16 protein-coding genes are annotated in these 17,697 nt (G+C 71.0%); 7 read left to right on the top strand and 9 right to left on the bottom strand.

Annotation, left to right across the window (positions count from 1 at the left end; all coding sequences use genetic code 11):
* Positions 1-43 precede the first annotated feature (43 nt).
* Entirely contained in the window at positions 44-1,390 is a 1,347-nt protein-coding gene (locus AC1VNM_RS06025; protein WP_483106209.1) for an MFS transporter, read from the bottom strand.
* A gap of 289 nt (positions 1,391-1,679) precedes the next feature.
* Here AC1VNM_RS06025 and AC1VNM_RS06020 point away from each other — a divergent pair, with 289 nt between their 5' ends.
* Both AC1VNM_RS06020 and AC1VNM_RS06015 read left to right on the top strand, forming a co-directional pair.
* Entirely contained in the window at positions 1,680-2,603 is a 924-nt protein-coding gene (locus tag AC1VNM_RS06020; RefSeq protein WP_483106208.1) for a LysR family transcriptional regulator, read from the top strand.
* Positions 2,604-2,862: 259 nt separating this feature from the next.
* Complete coding sequence (locus AC1VNM_RS06015; RefSeq protein ID WP_377155329.1) at positions 2,863-3,945, top strand: ABC transporter substrate-binding protein; 1,083 nt, start codon at positions 2,863-2,865, stop codon at positions 3,943-3,945.
* 57 nt (positions 3,946-4,002) lie between these two features.
* On the opposite strand, the gene AC1VNM_RS06010 is transcribed toward AC1VNM_RS06015, so the two are convergent.
* From AC1VNM_RS06010 to AC1VNM_RS05990, 5 genes are all read right to left on the bottom strand, one after another.
* Positions 4,003-5,166 carry an acetyltransferase domain-containing protein gene (locus AC1VNM_RS06010; RefSeq protein WP_483106207.1) on the bottom strand — a complete coding sequence of 388 codons (1,164 nt, stop codon included), beginning with the start codon at positions 5,164-5,166 and terminating at the stop codon, positions 4,003-4,005.
* 14 nt (positions 5,167-5,180) lie between these two features.
* A complete protein-coding gene (locus AC1VNM_RS06005; RefSeq protein WP_483106206.1) occupies positions 5,181-7,178 on the bottom strand; it encodes a TonB-dependent siderophore receptor in 1,998 nt (665 codons plus the stop codon).
* A 224-nt stretch (positions 7,179-7,402) separates the two neighbouring features.
* On the bottom strand, positions 7,403-7,825 hold the full coding sequence (locus AC1VNM_RS06000) for a DUF2946 family protein (protein ID WP_483106205.1): 423 nt from the start codon (positions 7,823-7,825) through the stop codon (positions 7,403-7,405).
* 152 nt (positions 7,826-7,977) lie between these two features.
* A complete protein-coding gene (locus AC1VNM_RS05995) occupies positions 7,978-9,003 on the bottom strand; it encodes a GAF domain-containing protein (RefSeq protein ID WP_483106204.1) in 1,026 nt (341 codons plus the stop codon).
* An 86-nt stretch (positions 9,004-9,089) separates the two neighbouring features.
* On the bottom strand, positions 9,090-10,535 hold the full coding sequence (locus tag AC1VNM_RS05990; protein WP_483106203.1) for a hypothetical protein: 1,446 nt from the start codon (positions 10,533-10,535) through the stop codon (positions 9,090-9,092).
* A 241-nt stretch (positions 10,536-10,776) separates the two neighbouring features.
* Between AC1VNM_RS05990 and AC1VNM_RS05985 the strand changes: the two genes are divergently transcribed.
* The 5 genes from AC1VNM_RS05985 (at position 10,777) to tolA (ending at position 14,772) form a co-directional block, all read left to right on the top strand.
* Positions 10,777-11,979 carry a pyridoxal phosphate-dependent aminotransferase gene (locus AC1VNM_RS05985; RefSeq protein ID WP_483106202.1) on the top strand — a complete coding sequence of 401 codons (1,203 nt, stop codon included), beginning with the start codon at positions 10,777-10,779 and terminating at the stop codon, positions 11,977-11,979.
* Positions 11,976-12,542, top strand: coding sequence for a tol-pal system-associated acyl-CoA thioesterase (ybgC, locus tag AC1VNM_RS05980; RefSeq protein WP_483106201.1), 567 nt, complete (start codon positions 11,976-11,978; stop codon positions 12,540-12,542). The genes AC1VNM_RS05985 and ybgC overlap by 4 nt, the downstream gene beginning before the upstream one ends.
* A gap of 140 nt (positions 12,543-12,682) precedes the next feature.
* Positions 12,683-13,375, top strand: a complete 693-nt coding sequence (tolQ, locus tag AC1VNM_RS05975; protein ID WP_377155335.1) for a protein TolQ — start codon at positions 12,683-12,685, stop codon at positions 13,373-13,375.
* Positions 13,376-13,391: 16 nt separating this feature from the next.
* A complete protein-coding gene (tolR, locus tag AC1VNM_RS05970; protein ID WP_377155336.1) occupies positions 13,392-13,832 on the top strand; it encodes a protein TolR in 441 nt (146 codons plus the stop codon).
* 22 nt (positions 13,833-13,854) lie between these two features.
* Complete coding sequence (gene tolA, locus AC1VNM_RS05965; RefSeq protein WP_483106200.1) at positions 13,855-14,772, top strand: cell envelope integrity protein TolA; 918 nt, start codon at positions 13,855-13,857, stop codon at positions 14,770-14,772.
* Here tolA and AC1VNM_RS05960 read toward each other — a convergent pair.
* The 3 genes from AC1VNM_RS05960 to pcp all read right to left on the bottom strand — a co-directional run bounded on the left by AC1VNM_RS05960 (position 14,750) and on the right by pcp (position 17,649).
* Positions 14,750-16,594 (bottom strand): MbnB/TglH/ChrH family RiPP precursor modification enzyme, encoded by a 1,845-nt coding sequence (locus AC1VNM_RS05960; protein ID WP_483106199.1) that lies wholly within the window; start codon positions 16,592-16,594, stop codon positions 14,750-14,752. The two genes, tolA and AC1VNM_RS05960, sit on opposite strands and share 23 nt — an antisense overlap.
* Complete coding sequence (locus AC1VNM_RS05955; RefSeq protein WP_377155338.1) at positions 16,591-16,791, bottom strand: hypothetical protein; 201 nt, start codon at positions 16,789-16,791, stop codon at positions 16,591-16,593. Before AC1VNM_RS05955 ends, AC1VNM_RS05960 begins: the two co-directional genes overlap by 4 nt.
* Positions 16,792-17,010: 219 nt before the next feature.
* Complete coding sequence (pcp, locus tag AC1VNM_RS05950) at positions 17,011-17,649, bottom strand: pyroglutamyl-peptidase I (protein ID WP_483106198.1); 639 nt, start codon at positions 17,647-17,649, stop codon at positions 17,011-17,013.
* Between the last annotated feature and the right edge of the window lie 48 nt (positions 17,650-17,697).

The raw sequence follows: 17,697 nt of genomic DNA, 5'->3' as shown, positions 1-17,697 counted from the left end.
CTGGGAATCACACCGATTCGGTCAAAGAATGAACGCGTCGCCGCTACGTGGCGCGCCCTCGCCACAAGCTCACCAGCCCCGCGACCAGCGCGAATCCCGCAGCCATGCCGAGCCCCGCATGCGAGGCCCGTGACGCCGGCAGCCACGTGAAGAGCAGCCCCATCAACAGGCTGCCCAGCGTCTGACCGGTCAGCCGTGCCACGCCTTGCGCGCCGCCGGCAGCGCCGCTGCGCTCCTTCGGCGCGGACAGCAGCATGTTGCGGTTGTTGGGGGTCTGGAAGAAGCCGAATCCCAGTCCCGCCAGCGCGGTGAAGACGACCAGCAACGGCCGCGGGTCTGCCTGCGCCGGCCATGCGGCGCAGAGCGCGAGCCCCGCAGCGAGACCGCCGGCGCCGGCCGCGCAGAGCCAGGCCGTCGGCAGGCGGTCGGCCAGTCGACCGGACAGGGGCGCGGCCAGCATCACCGCCAGCGGCCACGGCGTCATCAGCAGTCCGGTCTCGAGCACGCTCAGGCCCAGCACGTGATGCATGTAGAACGGCAGCGCGACATAGCTCGCCATCTGCCCGGTGAAGCAGCACACCGACGCGATGATCGACATCCGGAACGACGGCGAGCGCAGCAGATCGATCGGGATCAGCGGCGCCGCGCGCGGCAGCTCGCGACGGACCAGCAGCGCGCCGCAGACGATCGCCGCGATCAGCAGCGCGCCGCCTTCCAGCGGCTTCGCCAGCACCTGGTCGCCGCCGAGCACGAAGGCCGCGAACATCCCCGCGTTGAGGGCGACGCTCACGACATCGAGCGGCCGCCGGGTGCCCGGCGTGCTCGGCAATCCGCGCGCGGCGATCAGCACCAGCAGGCCGACCGGCAGGTTCACCGCGAACAGCCAAGGCCAGCCGGCCACCGACAGGATGGCCGCGCCGATGGCGGGTCCGGCCGCCGACGCGCCCGCGACCGCCAGCGCGTTGTACGCGATGGCCTGTCCGAGCAGCCGCTTCGGATAGGTGAAACGCAGCAGCGCCAGGCCGAGCGGCATCACCGCCGCGCTGCCCAGGCCCTGCAGGCAGCGCCCCGCCACCAGCCAGCCCAGCGAGGGGGCCAGCGCGCACAGCGCCGAGGCCGCGGTGAAGAGCGAGACGCCCGCGACGAACACGCGCCGATAGCCGAGCCGCTCACCCAGGGCCGATGCCGGCAGCAGGAACATCACCACCGCCAGCTGATAGGCCGTCGCGACCCAGATGGCATCAGCCGGCGAGCTGTCGAGGGTCTGCGCGATGTTGGGCAGCGCGACGTTGGCGATCGCGCCGTCCAGCACCACCAGCGCGATCGCGCCGAGCAGCGCGGCGACTGCGGCGTGACGTCGGGGCAACGGCACGCCGTCGGTGTCGGGCATGTCGGGCGGATGTCCGGTTGAGACGGATGCAGCCGACGCAGCAGATGCGGCAGATGCGGCAGATGCAGCGGATGCAGCGGATGCAGCGGATGCAGCGGATGCAGCGGATGTGGCGGATGAAGCGGATGTGGCGGATGAAGCGGACGGCGTGGCGGACATCGGGGCGGCGACTCGGCAGGAGGTGCGTCCAGCATAGGAGCCGTCCGGCGACGCGACCAGCGCGCCGGGCGCAGGGAGTCCCTGCATGCGACGCCATCCGCACTGATCGCGCGCGTGCTAGCGTGGCCGGATGGCCGACGACATCGATCTCAACCTGCTCACCGCGCTCGACGCGCTGCTCGCCGAAGGCAGCGTGGCGCGGGCCGCCGAGCGCCTGCGGCTCAGCGAATCCGCGATGAGTCGCACGCTGGCGCGACTGCGCGCGGCCACCGGAGATCCGCTGCTCGTGCGCGCCGGCCGCACCATGGTGCCGACACCGCACGCGCTGGCGCTGCGCGACCAGGTCCGCGAGCTGGCGCAGGGCGCGCGCGCCGTGCTGCAGCCGGCGGGCGCGGGTTGGGACCTGCGCCGGCTGCAGCGGACCTTCACGCTGCGCGCGAACGACGGCTTCATCGAGGCCTTCGCGCCGGCGCTGGTCGCACGCGCGGCGGAAGAAGCGCCAGGCGTCTGCCTGCGCTTCGCCCCCAAGCCCGACAAGGACGTGCGCCCGCTGCGCGAGGGACTGATCGATCTCGACATCGGCGTGCTCGGCCAGTCCGGCCCCGAGGTGCGCATCCAGGCGCTCTATCGCGACCATTTCGTCGCCGCGGTGCGCGAGGGTCACGTGTTGCTGGAGACGCGTGAACTCGACGCCGCGAGCTATGCGGCCTGCGCCCACGTGGTCACCTCACGGCGGGGCCGTCGCGCGGGCCCGGTGGACGAGGCGCTGGCTGCACGCGGACTGGCGCGTCGCGTCGCCGTCGTCGTGCCGAGCTTCCGCGCGGCGCTGTCGATCGCGGCCGCGACGGACCTGGTGGCCCTGGTGCCGTCGACCTTCTTCCGGCCGGACTTCATCCAGGGCGCACTCCGCGCCCTGCCCTTGCCGGTGCCGACCGAGCCGATCACCGTCTCCCAGATGTGGCACCCGCGGCTCGAGAAGGATCCAGGACACCAATGGCTGCGCGGCCTGGTGTTCGAGCTCTGCAGGTCGATGGCGCCCCCCCGATCACCTTGATCACGGCGAGGGTCGCGCCGGTCACTCCGCGCTACCGACGTCGAGGTAATTCATGCAACCGCCGGTGTCCGAACCGGGGAAGCCCTCGCAGCGGCGTCCCCACATCGCCGTACATTTCGCACCTCAAGACGGCGCTTCGCTCCGACGATCGCCCACGCGCACCGACGTGGCGTGCCGACGACGCTCGCGTCCGCCACGCGCCCGATCATGGCGCCCCAACTTCTTGCCAGGAATGCATGTGAGAAATCTCTGTGGGCTGATGCTCTCCCTCCTGTTCGCGACGACCTGCCACGCCGATGTGCTCATCGGCCAGACCTCCGGATTCACCGGACCGGTCGCGGCCAGCGTCAAGGAAACGACCGACGGCGCCAAGCTCTACCTCGACGCCGTGAACAAGGCCGGCGGCGTCAACGGCGAGCGGATCAAGCTGATCTCGCTGGACGACAAGTTCGACCCGAAGCTGGCCGCGGAGAACGCCCGCACGCTGATCGTCGACAACAACGTGCTGGCGCTGTTCCTTACCCGCGGCACGCCGCACAACCAGGCCATCATGCCGCTGCTCACCGAGCACCGCGTGCCCCTGATCGCCCCGTCCACCGGCGCCATGGCGCTGCACAAGCCCGTCCATCCGTGGCTCTTCAACGTCCGCGCCACCTACCAGCGCGAAGCGGAACGCGCGGTGCGCCATCTGAGCCTGATCGGCATCGACAAGATCGGCGTGGTCCAGGTCGACGACTCGTTCGGCGCGGACGCGGTGGTCGGCGTGATGACGGGCTTCGCCGCGGTCGGCAAGTCGGCCGCCTTCGTCGAGAAGTTCGACCGCGCCCACCCCGACTTCAAGGCGACCGTCGCCAAGACGCAGTCGACCTCGGCGCAAGCCGTCATCTTCCTGGGCTCGGGACAGGCCGTGGTCGACGGCGTGGCCGCGATCCGCGACAGCGGCTCGCGCGTCCAGATCGTGACCCTGTCCAACAACGCCTCGTCGGGCTTCGTCGCCTCGCTCGGCAAGAACGCGCGCGGCATCATCGTCGGGCAGGTCTTCCCGTATGAGCGCTCCCGCGCCGCCGCCATCGTGACCGAGGCGCAGGGACTCGCCACCGCCCAGGGCCACGGCGACATCACGCCGGCCATGATCGAGGGCTTCGCCGGCGCCAAGGTGCTGGTGGAGGCCCTGCGCCGCGCCGGCCCGCACCCGACGCGGCAGAAGCTCCGCGACACGCTGGAAGGCCTGCAGAAGGTCAACATCGGCGGCCTGGAGATCAGCTACAGCCCGAGCGATCACTCGGGCCTGGACTTCGCGGATCTCTCCATCGTCGGGGAAGGCAACCGCTTCGTCCGCTGAGCCCGGGAGGGTCGATGTGCCGGGCCCCACACGGGGCCTGCTGGGGGCCCGGTGCGGTCACAGGTACTTGACCCAGGCCCGATGCGTGCGCCGCTTGTAGGCCGCGAACGCCTTCACCGGCGGATAGAGCAGCGGCACCAGGCCCAGCCAGATGAGCCAGATCAGCGGGAACTGGCCGGCATCCACGCCGAATCGCACGCCCTGGTTGGGGCCGAAGACCGCGAGCAGCACGCGATAGCCGATCAGCAGCACGTAGAGGTGCAGCAGGTAATAGAACATCGGCGCGCCGCCGAAGACCGCGCATACGCGGAGGAAGGCATGGCGCCCGTGCTCGAAGGCGGCCAGCAGGACTGCTCCGATCCCCAGCGTCAACAGCAGGAAGTCCAGCGACGGCGGGTACTTCGTGAAGTTCAGGAAGGACATCGCCGTGTCCAGCGCCGTGGCGCCGCTGACCCAGGGCGCGTTCTCGCCGTAGCGATTGAAACCGCGCAGGACCGCGAGCGCGAGCAGGCAGGCCGCCGCGAGGCCGCACAGCACGCGCCGCCGCTGCCGCACGGGCGTTGCGCGCGAGAACAGCGGCCCCGTCGCGAAGCCCAGCAGGATCACCCCGACCCACGGCAGCGCCGGATAACTCACGCGCACCCTCACGAGCCCTTCCGGGATGAGCCAGTCGCGATGCAGCATCAACGTCCACAAGGCCCGCCAGCCGCCGTCGGGCGGCACCGACAGGCCGGTCAGCGCGTTGTGTCCCCCGACGATCACGAGCCCGATGCCCACGAGCGCCCAGCGCGGCAGCCCCGACAGCAGCGCGAGCGCCAGCATGCTGAAGCCGATCGCCCAGATCACCTGGAGGTAGATCACGCCGAAGCTCGCGCTCCACGCGAAGTTCACCAGCGTCAGCTCCAGCCCGATCAGCAGCAGGCCGCGCTTGAGCAGGAAGCCGCGGACGTCGCGCGGCGGCGCGCCGTCGGGGTGGGCGTGGAGCCAGGCCGAGAGCCCGGTCAGGAACACGAACACCGGCGCGCAGAGATGCGCCGCGAGCCGCGAGAAGAAGAGCTCCGGCGGCGTGCCGGGCACCGTCATCGGATCCGTGACCTGCAGGTGCAGGTAGAAGGTCTCGCGGACGTGATCGAGCAGCATCACGATCATCACGAATCCGCGCAGCGCGTCGATCGACGCGATGCGGGAGGACGGCGGACGGGACAAGGCGGCAGCAGTCATGGGCACTCGCGGGTTCAGAAGACGTGGCGCGCGGACAGGACGAGCTTGCGCCCCGCGCCCGGCGCGACCCAGACCTGGCTGTAGGCGCTGGCGTAGTAGACGCGGTCGAGCAGGTTGTCGACGTCGAGCGAGAACGTCCAGTGCCTGTCGGGCCGGTAGCCGGCGAGCAGCTTGAGCGTGCCGTAACCGGGCAGCTTGAAGTCGTCGGCGGCGGCGAGCGGCGCGACGGCGCCTTCGCGCGCTGCGACGAGGTTCACGCCGAAGCCCGCCGTCGCCCGCCCGGCGCCGAGCGCAAACCCCTGGACCAGCAGCAGCGTCGCGCTGTGCCGGGGCACGTTGGCGAGCGGCCGCCCGACGAGAAACGCGTTGTTGTCGCGGGTCACCTGCGCGTGCGTGAACGCATAGGCGAAGGACAGGCGCAGCTCCCGGGCCACTTCGCCGCCGACGTCGAGTTCCACGCCTTCGCTGCGCACCTCGCCGGCCGCGACGGAGAAGTTGTTGGGATCGGTCGGGTCCGGCGTCAGGACGTTGTTCTTCGCGATGCGGTAGACGGCCAGCGTGGCGGACAGCCGGCCGTCGGCGGCGTCGTACTTGGCGCCGGTCTCGACGGAACGGCCCTGCTCCGCCGGGAACGACGTGTAGGCGCGGCTCACGCCGCTGTTGGGCCGGAAGCTGCGCGAGGCCGTCGCGTACAGCGCGAGCGTGCCGCTCGGCTGATAGACCAGGCCCGCGCGCGGCGACGTCGCGCCGAGCGACTGGTCCGTCGTGACGCCGTTGCGGCGATTGAGCAGCGACTGGTCGTAGCGGTCGTGACGCAGACCGACCAGCAGCTTCCAGCGTTCGCCGAGGTCCATCTGGTCCTGCGCATAGATGGAGCGGGACTTCTGCGCCTCGCGGGTCCAGGTGTTGAGCGCCATCGCGGGCGGCGCCGCGCCGTAGACCGGCTCGAACAGGTCGATCGGGGTCGAGGTGGCGACGCGGTACTGCTCCCGGCGGTCGACGAAGCGGTAGGCATCGGCACCGAACAGCAGGTGGTGCGCGAGGCCGCCCGCGCGCACGGTGCCGAGCAGCTCGAAGCGGCCCGACAGGTCGGTGCCGTCGAACGCCCGCGTGCGACGCTGGCGGACCAGCGTGCGCTTGTCCGCCTGCACGAAGCGCGCCTCGGTGGCCGTGCCCGCCAGCGCGCTGTCGCGGTAGCTCAGGCCGGTCTGCAGCGACCAGTCGTCATTCAGCTGATGCTGGACAAAGAGCTGATGGCCGACGCTGCGCGTGGCCGTCGGGCCGTCGCCGGGCTCGCCGTAGAACGCATGGCGCGGCACGCGCCCGAGCTGGCCGTCGATGGCGACGACGCCGCGGTCGAAGGTCGCCTTCTGCCTCGAGAACTCGAGCTCGTAGGAGACGGTCGTGTCGGCGTCCGGCATCCAGAGGAAGGACGGCGAGACCATCGCGCGGCGTGACTCGACGTGATCGCGATCGCTGCCGACGCGCTCCTGCGCGGCGGTCAGGCGGTACGCGAGCCGCTCGCCCAGCGGGCCCGTCGATTCGGCGGTCGTCCGGTGGCTGCCGTGGCTGCCGACGGACAAGCCGAGCGCGTGCTCCGGCACGAACAGCGGCTTCCTGGTCGTGATGTTGACCGTGCCGCCGGGCTCGCCGCGACCGTAGAGCGCGGAGGCCGGGCCCTTCAGGACCTCGACCGAGGCGGCGTTCGCCGTGTCGCGCACGCCGTTGTAGCCGCGGCTCGAACTGAAGCCGTTGACCAGGTAGTCGGAGCCGAAGCTCGGATCGCCGGTGAAGCCGCGCATCGCATAGCTGTCCCACAGCCCGCCGAGGTTGCTCTGCCGGGAGATGCCGCTCGCGAGGTCCAGTGCCTGGTCCAGCCGCGTGACGCCGGCATCGGCCAGCAGGGTCTCGGACAGCACGCGCACGTTCTGCGCGAGGTCGCGCACGGGGGTGTCGGTCTTCATCGCGCCGGTGACGACGAGGGTTCGATAGGGTTGACGGGTGCCGTTCACGGCAACGGCATCGAGGGTGGCGTCGGCGCTGCCCTCCGATGCTGCTGCGCAGAGCGAAGGAACGACGAGGCATGCGACGAACGAGCGTGCGACACCGGCACGCGAAACGGAGATGGTGGACATGACAGGCAAGGAGTGACCCCGGGGAGCGCGCGACGACGTGTCGACGGCTCCCCGGCGAAGTGAACCGGAGGGGATGACTGCGCGCCAGGCGCAGGGTCGGTTCAGGCGGACGGCGGTCCGCGAGGCTTCGCGACGGTCCAGACGAGCGCGGGCAGCGGCCCGCGCGGCAGCGCCACCGGAGGCGCGCTGGCTTCGGCGTGGGTCAGCAGCGCATCCGGCGCCCGGCCGGGCGCTGCGGCCTGCGCGTGGAACAGGCACCAGGCGCAGGCGTCGGACTTCAGGCCGCCATCGTCGTCCACGTTGTCGACGTCGTCCTGCGGGTCGCCTGGCCCCTCTCCGCCACCGATCGCGGCGACGTCGGTATCGACATCGGCAACAACGACGGCCACGAGGGCCGCCCCCCGCTCGGACTCGCCGAACGGATGCGCGATGTGCCACGCGTCATGCATCGGACGGCCCAGCAGACTGCACACCAGCACGAGCAGGAGCAGCCAGGGAGAACCGAATCGGCGGGACGACGGCATCGGGAGGGAGACGGCGCGGAAGATGAGCGATGGAGCGGACGCGGCATTCTGCCGCAAGGCTCGCCCGTCATCCGCCCATCCTCTGTCGATCTTCCGCGGATCACCCGCCGTCACCGGTCACCGGTCACCGGGTATCGGTTATCGGGTATCGGTCATTGGGGTTCATCGAGGTTCATCGGCTGCAATTCGAGGCTCGTGATCAGACAGCAGCTCTCGCCCAGATGCTCGATGGGTTCGGCGCACAGGATGACCGGGGTCACTTCGCCGTTCGCGCCCTGCAATCGCAGCCGCAGGTCGCGGACCCGCCCGTTCGTCGCCAGGACGCGGTAGAACAGATCCCGGTCCTCCGGCAGGACGCCGTAGGCGTGTGACGCCGTCGAGGTCCCGAGGATCTCTCCCTCGGACTTCCCATACCGCTGGCACAGCGCCTGGTTGGCCTCGACGATGCGCCGGTCCTTCAGCGCCACGATGGCCATCGGGATCGGGGCGGCCTGGAACAGGCGCCGGAACCGTTCCCGGCCGGCCTCGATCTCGCGGAAGTTCAACTCGCGGGCGCGTCGAGCGTCGACGATGTCCATCGCGAAGGAAAGATCCGCGCCCAGCTCCTCCAGCATGGTCATCAATTCGGCGTCGAAGAAGTCCGCCTCGCGGGCGCAAAGCATCAGGACGCACTCGACCTCGCCCGCGCGACGCACGGGGATCCACGCGATGGCCCGGATGCCCTGGGCGACCGCCTCCGCCCGCCATCGCCCCGCCTGCGCATCGAGGACGTAGTTGTTGCTGACGGCACTCACGCCGTCACGGAGCACCCGGGCGGTGTAGCTGCGCTGGATCTCCGCGTCCCGCAGGTCCAGCGGGTCCGGCACGTTCGCCAGCACCTCCGCCGCCGGCCCGGCAGACGCGGCCCGGCGGGCCAGGTCACCGTCCCTCTGATAGACGGCGGCCAGGATGGCGTAGCCCGCGTCGACGCAGATCTGGCAGGCCTCCCGCAGGAGCTCGCGCTCGTCGTCGATGCGCTGCACCATGCGGTTGGCGCGCAGGACGCTGGTGAGCACGCGCACCACGCGCTCGTCACGGGTGCGGGCGCGGGCGTGCACCGTGCGCTCGAGATGCAGCCGCCACAGCAAGGCGGCGACGCACACGGTCAACAGCAGGATGAGCAGGATCGAGCCGTTCATTCGACGGGTCCGTCAAGGGCACGCCGCCATTGTCGTCGGCGACGGCGCGCCTCCACCGGACCCCGTGGAGCTGAAAGACTGGACGCTCAGCGCTCGCGTTCCTTCTCCTTCTCGATCTCGCGCTGCTTCTCGATCTCCCGCTGCTTGTCCTTCTCCTTGTCCTTCGCGCGCGCCCGGTCGTGATCGCGCGCCCGGGCGTCCTCACGGCGATCATCGGCATGCGCGGCCTGGCGTGGGGGTGGCGTGCTCGCCGCGGGACGCGCGGCCTCAGCTCCCGGTGCGCGCTGTCGCGCGGCCTCCGTCTCCAGTGCGCGCTGCCGCGCGGCTTCGCGTTCGCGCGCCGCGTCATGGGCACGAGCGTCTTCGCGCTCGCGCTGGACCTCCTGCTCCCGCACGCCGTCGCGCGGACGCGCCTGCTCAAGCGCCCGGTCACGCTCAGGGGGCGCATTGACCGGCTCCTGCATCGCGCGCGACGGCTGCGGCGATGGAGGAGGATTGTTGAATGACGGCATCGGCGCCGCATGGTTCGCCGGCTGCTGCTGATTCAGTTGCTGCTGATGCAGTTGCTGTTGCTGCTGCGCTTGCACTCCCGGTTGCGGTTGCGGTTGCGGTTGCGGTTGCGGTTGCGGTTGCGGCTGTTGATGCTGCGCTTGCTGAGGCTGCTGCTGCGGCACCGGCGCCGGCGCGTGCACGACCGCCGGCAGGGCCGCCGCCAGATGCGCGGCGGCCGGCACCTCGCCCTGGAAGGGCTTGCCGCTCGCCGTCGAGCTGGCCGGCGCCACGATGGTCACGTTGGTGATGTTCGTCTCGTTGCGAACGTTGTTCACATTCGTCGTGTTGTTGACCACCGTGTTGTTGATGACCGTGTGGTTGATCTGCGTGTTGTGCTGGATGCGCATGCCGACGTTGGTGATCGGGGGCGCGCTGACCACCACGGCGGGCGGCGTGCCGAGCGGCGCCGGAACGATCAGGCCCGGACGCGATCCCGGCGGCGGCGGCACGAAGACGCCCATCGGCCCCATCGGCCGGGCACCGCCGCCGATCGCGATCTGGACCGAGAGGTGCAGTCCCGGCGGCGGCGGGACGAAGCCCACGCCATGCGCCGCCCAGTAGCCGGAGACGAACACGACCGCGCCGTCGCGATGCTCGTAATAGGGATGCACCCAGACATAGTCCGGCCGCGGCGGCGAAGACCACCGCCCCGTGCACCAGACCCAGCGGCCTTGCCAGCCCCAGTAGCCGCCGGTCCACACGGCGCCCGGATAGGGCTGCGGCGGCGGGACCTCCACCAGCATCGGTGGCGGCGCGACGTCGACGAAGACGGGCTCGGGTTGCACCAGCGGCGGCTCGACGTAGACGCTGACGACCGGCGCGGGCGGTGGCGGTGGCGGCAGCGGCGCCCAGCTGGACGGCGCGCGGTAGGACTCATCGGCATGGACGCTCGTGTGCGTGGGCGCGACGCAACCGGCGAGGAGCACCGCGAGGACAGCCGCGGCAGGCGCGGCAAGACGGAACGAGTGGTGCATGGGCATGAAGGGGGTTGACTGCGATGCCCTTGCCAACGGGGTCCCAAGTCCCGTCGTTGACATGTTTTCCGCCTCATCGGTATCCGCTTGTCAGGCACTTCAAGCTGGCGTCAAGCCCGCTTCAACAGGCCCTCACGGCGGCCTCCGCGTCGTCTCAGGATCGCGCCAAGACCGCATCAATCCCCATCGATCGGGCGTCTGCGATCCCGACGCGGACCTCGCCGCGTCTCACCCTATGATGGCGCGCATGAGACTTTCGAATCGTGTCGGGAACATCGACCCGTTCTATGTCATGGAGTGCGCCAAGCGGGCCGACGAGATCGCCCGCTCGGCGATCTGTGATCCGGCCCGGGGCGGCCGGCGCATGATCTACCTGAACATCGGCGAACCTGACTTCGGCGCCAGCCCCGGCGTCCGCGAGGCCGCCGCGCGCTTCACCGCCGAGGGCCGCATCCCCTACACGCAGGCCAACGGCCTGCGCGCGCTGCGTCAGCGCATCGCCGACTGGTACGGCCAGACGCAACAGCTGACCCTCGATCCCGATCGCATCGTCATCACCGCGGGCGCGTCCGCCGCGTTGCAGCTCGCCTGCCTCGCGCTGTTCCAGGCCGGCGACGAGGTCCTGATGCCGGACCCCAGCTATCCGTGCAACCGGCACTTCGTCGCCGCCGTCGACGCGACGCCGGTGCTGATCCCGTCGACCGCGGGAGAGCGCTTCCAGCTCAGCCTCGAGCGGCTGCGCGCGCACTGGAACGAGCACAGCCGCGGCGTGCTGCTCGCCTCGCCGAGCAACCCGACGGGCACCTCGATCGCGCCGGACGAACTCGCCCGCATCCACGCCTTCGTGCGCGAGCGCGGCGGCGTCACCGTCGTCGACGAGATCTACCAGCCGCTCGGCTACGACGACCGCTATGCGCGCAGCGCGCTGACGCTCGGCGACGACGTCGTGTCGATCAACAGCTTCTCCAAGTACTTCGGCATGACCGGCTGGCGGCTCGGCTGGCTGGTGCTGCCGACGGCAATGGTCGGCGCGGTCGAGAAGCTCGCGCAGAACCTCTACATCTGTCCGTCGACGATCGCCCAGCACGCCGCGCTGGCCTGCTTCGAACCCGACTCGATCACCGAGTACGAACGCCGCCGCGAAGAACTGCGCCGCCGTCGCGACGTCGTCGTGCCCGCGCTCGAGGCGATGGGCCTGCCCGTGCCGGTCGTGCCCGACGGCGCGTTCTACGCCTGGGCCGACGCCTCGGGCACCGGCCTCGGCAGCTGGGACCTGTGCATGGACCTGATGGAACACGCCCAGGTCGCGCTGACGCCCGGTCGCGACTTCGGCCCGGCCTTCGGCGAACGTTTCCTGCGCCTGTCCTTCGCCAGCAGCATGGACGACCTCCGCGAGGCGCTCGACCGCGTCCGCGCCCGCCTCGACCAACTGAAAGCCCGCGCCGCATGACCGCGCCCGACCCTTCCTCAGACTTCTCCTCCGACGCCCAATCCGGCGCCGGCGCCGACCCGGGCGCCGCCACCGTCCCGGCGCTGCTCGGCGGTCCGCTGACCGTCGCCGGCCCGTCGCCCGCCCTGCCCGTCCACCAGCACGAACTGCGCGTCTACTGGGAAGACACCGACGCCGGCGGCGTCGTCTTCTACGCCAACTACCTGAAGTTCATGGAACGCGCCCGCACCGAATGGCTGCGCGGCCTGGGCTTCGAGCAGGAGACGATGCGCCGCGACGAGGGCCTGATGTTCGTCGTCAGCGACACCGCGCTGCGCTACCTGGCGCCGGCGCGGCTGGACGACTGGCTGCGCGTCAGCGTCGTGCCGGCCGAGGTCGGCCGCGCCAGCCTGGTCATCGACCAGCAGGTCTGGCGCGGCGAGCAGCTGCTGACGCAGGGACGCATCCGCATCGGCTGCGTCGATGCGATCAGCCTGAAACCGGCGCGCATCCCGGCACGCATCCTGCAAGCGCTGCAGCCGACGCCGGGGGCCGCGGGGTCGGTCTCGCCCGCCCATCGCTGACGCCGCTGACACGCTTCTTTGCATGTGGCTGGTCCGCCGTTTGCCGAGGACCCCGCCAGTCTTGTCACAATTCGTCCTCGATCCCGTCCTCGATCCGCCGCCGATCCGCCCCTGATCCCCGACCACCGCCCGTCGACCTCATGAACCAAGACCTCTCCATCGTTTCCCTGATCGCCCATGCCAGCCTCACGGTGCAGCTGGTGATCGCCGCGCTGCTGCTGGTCTCGCTGGCCAGCTGGAGCGTGATCTTCAGCAAGCTCATCTCGCTGGGCCGCATCCGCTCGCGCAACGAGGGCTTCGAGCAGGAGTTCTGGTCGGGCAAGAACCTCAACGACCTCTACAACAACGTCTCCAACCGCCAGGACGGCGCACCGCTGGAGCGCATCTTCGCCTCCGGCATGCGCGAGTTCCTGAAGCTGCGCGAGAAGCGCGTGGTCGACTCCGGCCAGTTGCTGGACGGCGCCCGCCGCGCGATGCGCGCCAGCTTCCAGCGCGAGCTCGACGCGATGGAATCGCACCTGTCCTTCCTGGCCTCGGTGGGTTCGGTGTCGCCGTACGTGGGCCTGTTCGGGACCATCTGGGGGATCATGCACGCCTTCGTCGGCCTGTCCAACCTGACGCAGGTGACGCTGGCCACCGTCGCGCCCGGCATCGCCGAGGCCCTGGTGGCGACGGCGATCGGCCTGTTCGCCGCGATCCCGGCGGTGCTGGCCTACAACCGTTTCGCGCGCCAGATCGACCGCAACGCGATCACGCTGGAGACCTTCATCGAGGAGTTCTCCAACATCCTGCAACGCAACGCCGGCCAGCCCGCGCCGGCCGCGCAGCGCTGATCCGGAGACCCGGCCCATGCCCGCGATGTCCTCCCGCGGCGGTTCGCGCCGCCGCACGATGAACGAGATCAACATGGTCCCGTTCATCGACGTCATGCTGGTGCTGCTGATCATCTTCATGGTCAGCGCGCCCCTCATCACCACCGGCGTCGTCGACCTGCCCAGCGTCGGCTCCAGCCGCACGCAGCCGCAGCACGTGATCCAGGTGATCGTCGGTACCGACGAGCAGCTCAAGATCAAGCTCGACGGCGACCAGGATCCGTCGCCGGTGCCGCTCAAGGCGCTGGCCGCGCGCGTCAAGGACGCGCAGAAGGGCGACGCGGCCACGCCGGTCGTGATCTCCGCCGACCGCAACGTGAAGTACGAGGCCGTCGTCAAGACGATGGACGTGCTGCAGCGCGCGGGCATCCAGCGCGTGGGCCTGTCCGTGAAGAACGGCGCCGCGGCCGACCGCTGAGACCGGACAACGATCGCACGCGATGAGCACCCTGGTCTCCCGATTCCACCCGGACCGCGACCCCCTGCGTCCGCCGCCCGCGCCCGGGCTGGGCCGCGGCTTCAGCTTCGCGATCGTCGCGCACATCCTGCTGGTGGCGGCCCTGAGCTTCGGCGTGAGCTGGCGTTCGGCGCCGGTGCCGGCGATGGACGCGGAGCTGTGGTCCGCCGTCCCGCAGGCCGCCGCGCCCAAGGAGCAGCTGCCGACCGAGAAGCAGCCCGAACCGCCGAAACCCCAGCCCGAACCTCCGAAGCCGCAACAACCGACCCCGCAGGAGGTCCAGGCCCAGCGCGACGCGGACATCGCGGTCGCCAAGGCCAAGGAACGCAAGCTCAAGGAAGAGCAGGAGCAGCGCGAGGCCGAGGACAAGCGCAAGCAGGAACAGCGCAGGAAGGACGAAGCGGACCAGAAGGAACGCGACCGCAAGGCCAAGGAAGAACAGGCGAAGAAGGACGAGGCCAAGAAGGACGAGACCAAGGCCGCCGACAAGGCCAAGGCCGAGAAGGCCCGCAAGGAGTCTGAAGCCAAGGCCGAGGCGCAACGCCAGGAGAACCTGCGCCGCATCCAGGGCATGGCCGGCGGGACGGGCGCGCCGACCTCGACCGGCACGGCGGCGAGAAGCTCCGGACCGTCGGCGAACTACGCAGGGCGGATCAAGGCCCGCGTGCGTCCGAACATCATCTACAACGATCCGGGCGGCGCATCCAACCCCGAGGCGGAGGTTGAAGTGCGTGCGGGTCCGGACGGCACGATCGTCGCGCGCAAGATCGTCCAGTCGAGCGGGCTGCCGGACTTCGACAGTGCCGTGCTGCGCGCGCTCGACAAGACGGAGAAGCTGCCCACCGACACCGACGGCACCGTGCCGCGGGTGATGATCATCACCTTCCGCCCCAGGGAGTGACGGCCATCTCGACGGTCTCGACGCGGGCCAGCCAGCCGCGCGTGACCGCCGTCGAGAGCCAGGCGCTGAAGTCGAAGGCCGCGCCCACCTCGTGCAAGGCGCGCTCCAGATCCAGCCCGGCACGCAGCGATTCGAACCAGCGCGTGGTCACGCCGTCCAGCGCGATCGACTGACCGCCCCAACCGTCCCGCCACACCATCAGCGCGTGGCGCGGTCCGCTGCCGAAGGACTCGCTGGCGAGTTCGAGCAAGGCCCGCGGGCCGGGCGCGTCGCAGCCATGCAGCGCGACATGGTCCGCGAGCACCAGCCGCACCGCGCCGGCCGGCAGGCGTCCCAGCAGCGCGAGCGAGTCCAGGTCCGCCTGCGGATCCGCGATGCGCGCCACGCGGTGCAGTTCCCATTCGATCCGGGCCAGCGCCGTCCACAGCGGCGGCAGGCCTTCGGCCTCGGCGCCGGCCAGCAGGCCGACAAGCGCCTCGCCCCATTCACCCAGATCGCCGTCGGCGGGCGGGTGACGGCGCCAGCAGGCCCAGGCCAGCGAGGCGAAGCTCCCGGGCTCATCGGCCTCCACGCGCTCGCGCAGGCGCGGATAGACCACCGCCAACGCGCGCTCGGCCTGGGCGCTGAGATGCGCCTGGTACGCCCGCAGCGCCCTGGGCAGTCCGCCGGCGATGCCGGCCAGGGCGCGCAGCCCGGGAGGCGCCAGCAGGGCGATGTCGGCGCCCGGTCCCGCCAGCAGCGCGGTCACCAGGCAGGCCTGCAGATCGAGTAGATCCGGTAGATCCGGCAGGTCGGGAAGGTCGTGTAGGTCCGGCAGGCCCTGCCGCTCCCGAGGGGGCGGCTGGCACACCGCCGTCGACAGCATCGGCGCCGTGCCACGCTCCGCCGTGCGCGACGTCGGCCGCACACGCTCGTGACGCGAGGACGGCCGCGGCGGCGGCGGCGCGATCAGCTCCCGGTCCAGCGCGGCCTGCTCCCGACGGGCCCGGGCCACTTCCTCGCACAGGGCCGTGAGCGGCGGCAGCGCGTTGTCCCATTCGATCAGGGTCGGCCGGGCGCCGATGTGGATCAGCGCATGGCGGTACAGCGACCACACCGCCTCCCCGACCGCGCTGCCGTGGTCGGCGAAGACCAGGCCGTCCACCCGCGAATGGCCCGACACGTGGTACTGGCCGACGGCGGCCGGCTCCACGCCGTCGAGCCAGCCCAGGCCAGCCCGCAACGCGGCCTCGTCGTCCAGGCCGCGATTGAGCGCATGGACGAACACGCTGTTCAGGTCGAGCAGCAGCCCGCATCCGGTGCGCTCGGCCAGCGCGTTGAGGAAGTCGGGCTCGCTGATCACGTCCTCGTCCCAGGCCAGATGGGCGCCAAGGTTCTCGATCAGGATCTGGCGACCCAGGCCCTGCTGCACCGCGTCCACCTGCGACACCAGCCGCGACAGGCCGCGCGGGCTGAGGGGAATCGGCAGCGGCTGGTGCGCATGCACGATCCCGTGACGATGCCGCACGCGGGTGAAGCCGGCGTGTTCCGACACCACCGCGGGCTTGATCGCCTCGATCAGCGCACGCACGCGTTGGAGGTGCCGGTAGTCGACGCCGACCGCCGAACCCAGGCCCAGTCCCACCCCGTGCAGGCTGACCGGGCACCGGCGCGCGGCGTCCAGCAGGAGCTGACGTCCGGCACCGCCGGGCGCGAGGAAGTTCTCGGTGTGCACCTCCAGGAAGTCGAGATCGAGCGCGCTGTGCGCCATCACCTCCCGGTAATGGGGCTGGCGCCAGCCGATGCCGACCGCGACCGGCCACAGGGTGGTGCCGCGCTTCACCGGACGCCCTTCGCGACGTACGCCCATTCGCCGGGCGTGTGCTCGTCGGCCGAGGGCCCCGCGCACACGTGCTGGCCCGCCTGGGCCAGATCCAGGCACTGGCCCCTGGCCCGGCCGTCGGCGGCGCGGGCGCCCCCCGAAGGACCCGCGGACAGCGCGGCCGTCAGCGCAGCGAGGACGATCTGGCGAATGGACATGGCGGACTCCGATGAGCGGGTCGGTGCCCGCGAAGGTGACAGGCGACGGACGCGGCCATCGACCGGATCCACCGGATCGACCGCCCCGCCCCGCCTGCCCCCTCAGTTGGGCCATCGTGTCCCCTCGCTCTGCGCCTGGTGGGCGTTCATTGACATCGGTCAAGCGCGTGAACGCCTCACCGAGAACCACCAGACGATCGCTGCGCCGCGCCCTGGCGCTCAGTCGAGCTGCCCGCCCCCGGCCCGGATCTCCTCGGCGGTGACGGCCAGTTCCATCGCCAGCCGGGTCGCCGCCACGAGCGTCGGCAACGGCAGGCTGGGCGCGCCGGGATGGCGCGCGGCCTGCTCCGGCAGGTAGGGGATGTGCATGAACCCGCTGCGCACGCCCTGGCCGTCCAGCCGGTGCTGCAAGCCGTAGAACAGGTGATTGCAGACGAAGGTGCCCGCCGTCTGCGACACGGACGCCGGGAACCCCGCCGCCCGCAGTCCGGCGACGATCGCCTTGATCGGCAGCGTCGAGAAATACGCCGCCGGGCCGTCGGCCACGACAGGCTCGTCGACCGGTTGCGCGCCGGCGTTGTCCGGGATCCGCGCGTCGTCCACGTTGATCGCAATCCGCTCCAGCGACAGGTCGCAGCGCCCGCCCGCCTGGCCGATCGCCAGCACCATCGCGGGCCGCACGCGCTGCAGGGCCTCGTCCAGCCGGTGCAGGGCCTCTCCGAACACGCAAGGCAACTGCACGGCCACGACACGGGCACCGGCGATCACCTCGCCGTTGAGCGATCGCGCCAGTTCCCAGGACGGGTTGACGTCCTCGCCGCCGAACGGGTCGAAGCCCGTGACCAGAAGGTTCTTCATGGCAACGAGTCTAGACGCGAGACCTGGCCCCCGCCCGCCCGCGGACGG

The sequence above is a fragment of the Mitsuaria sp. MSU3D genome, from assembly GCF_056867975.1.
This window is presented reverse-complemented; position numbering and strand designations above follow the sequence as displayed.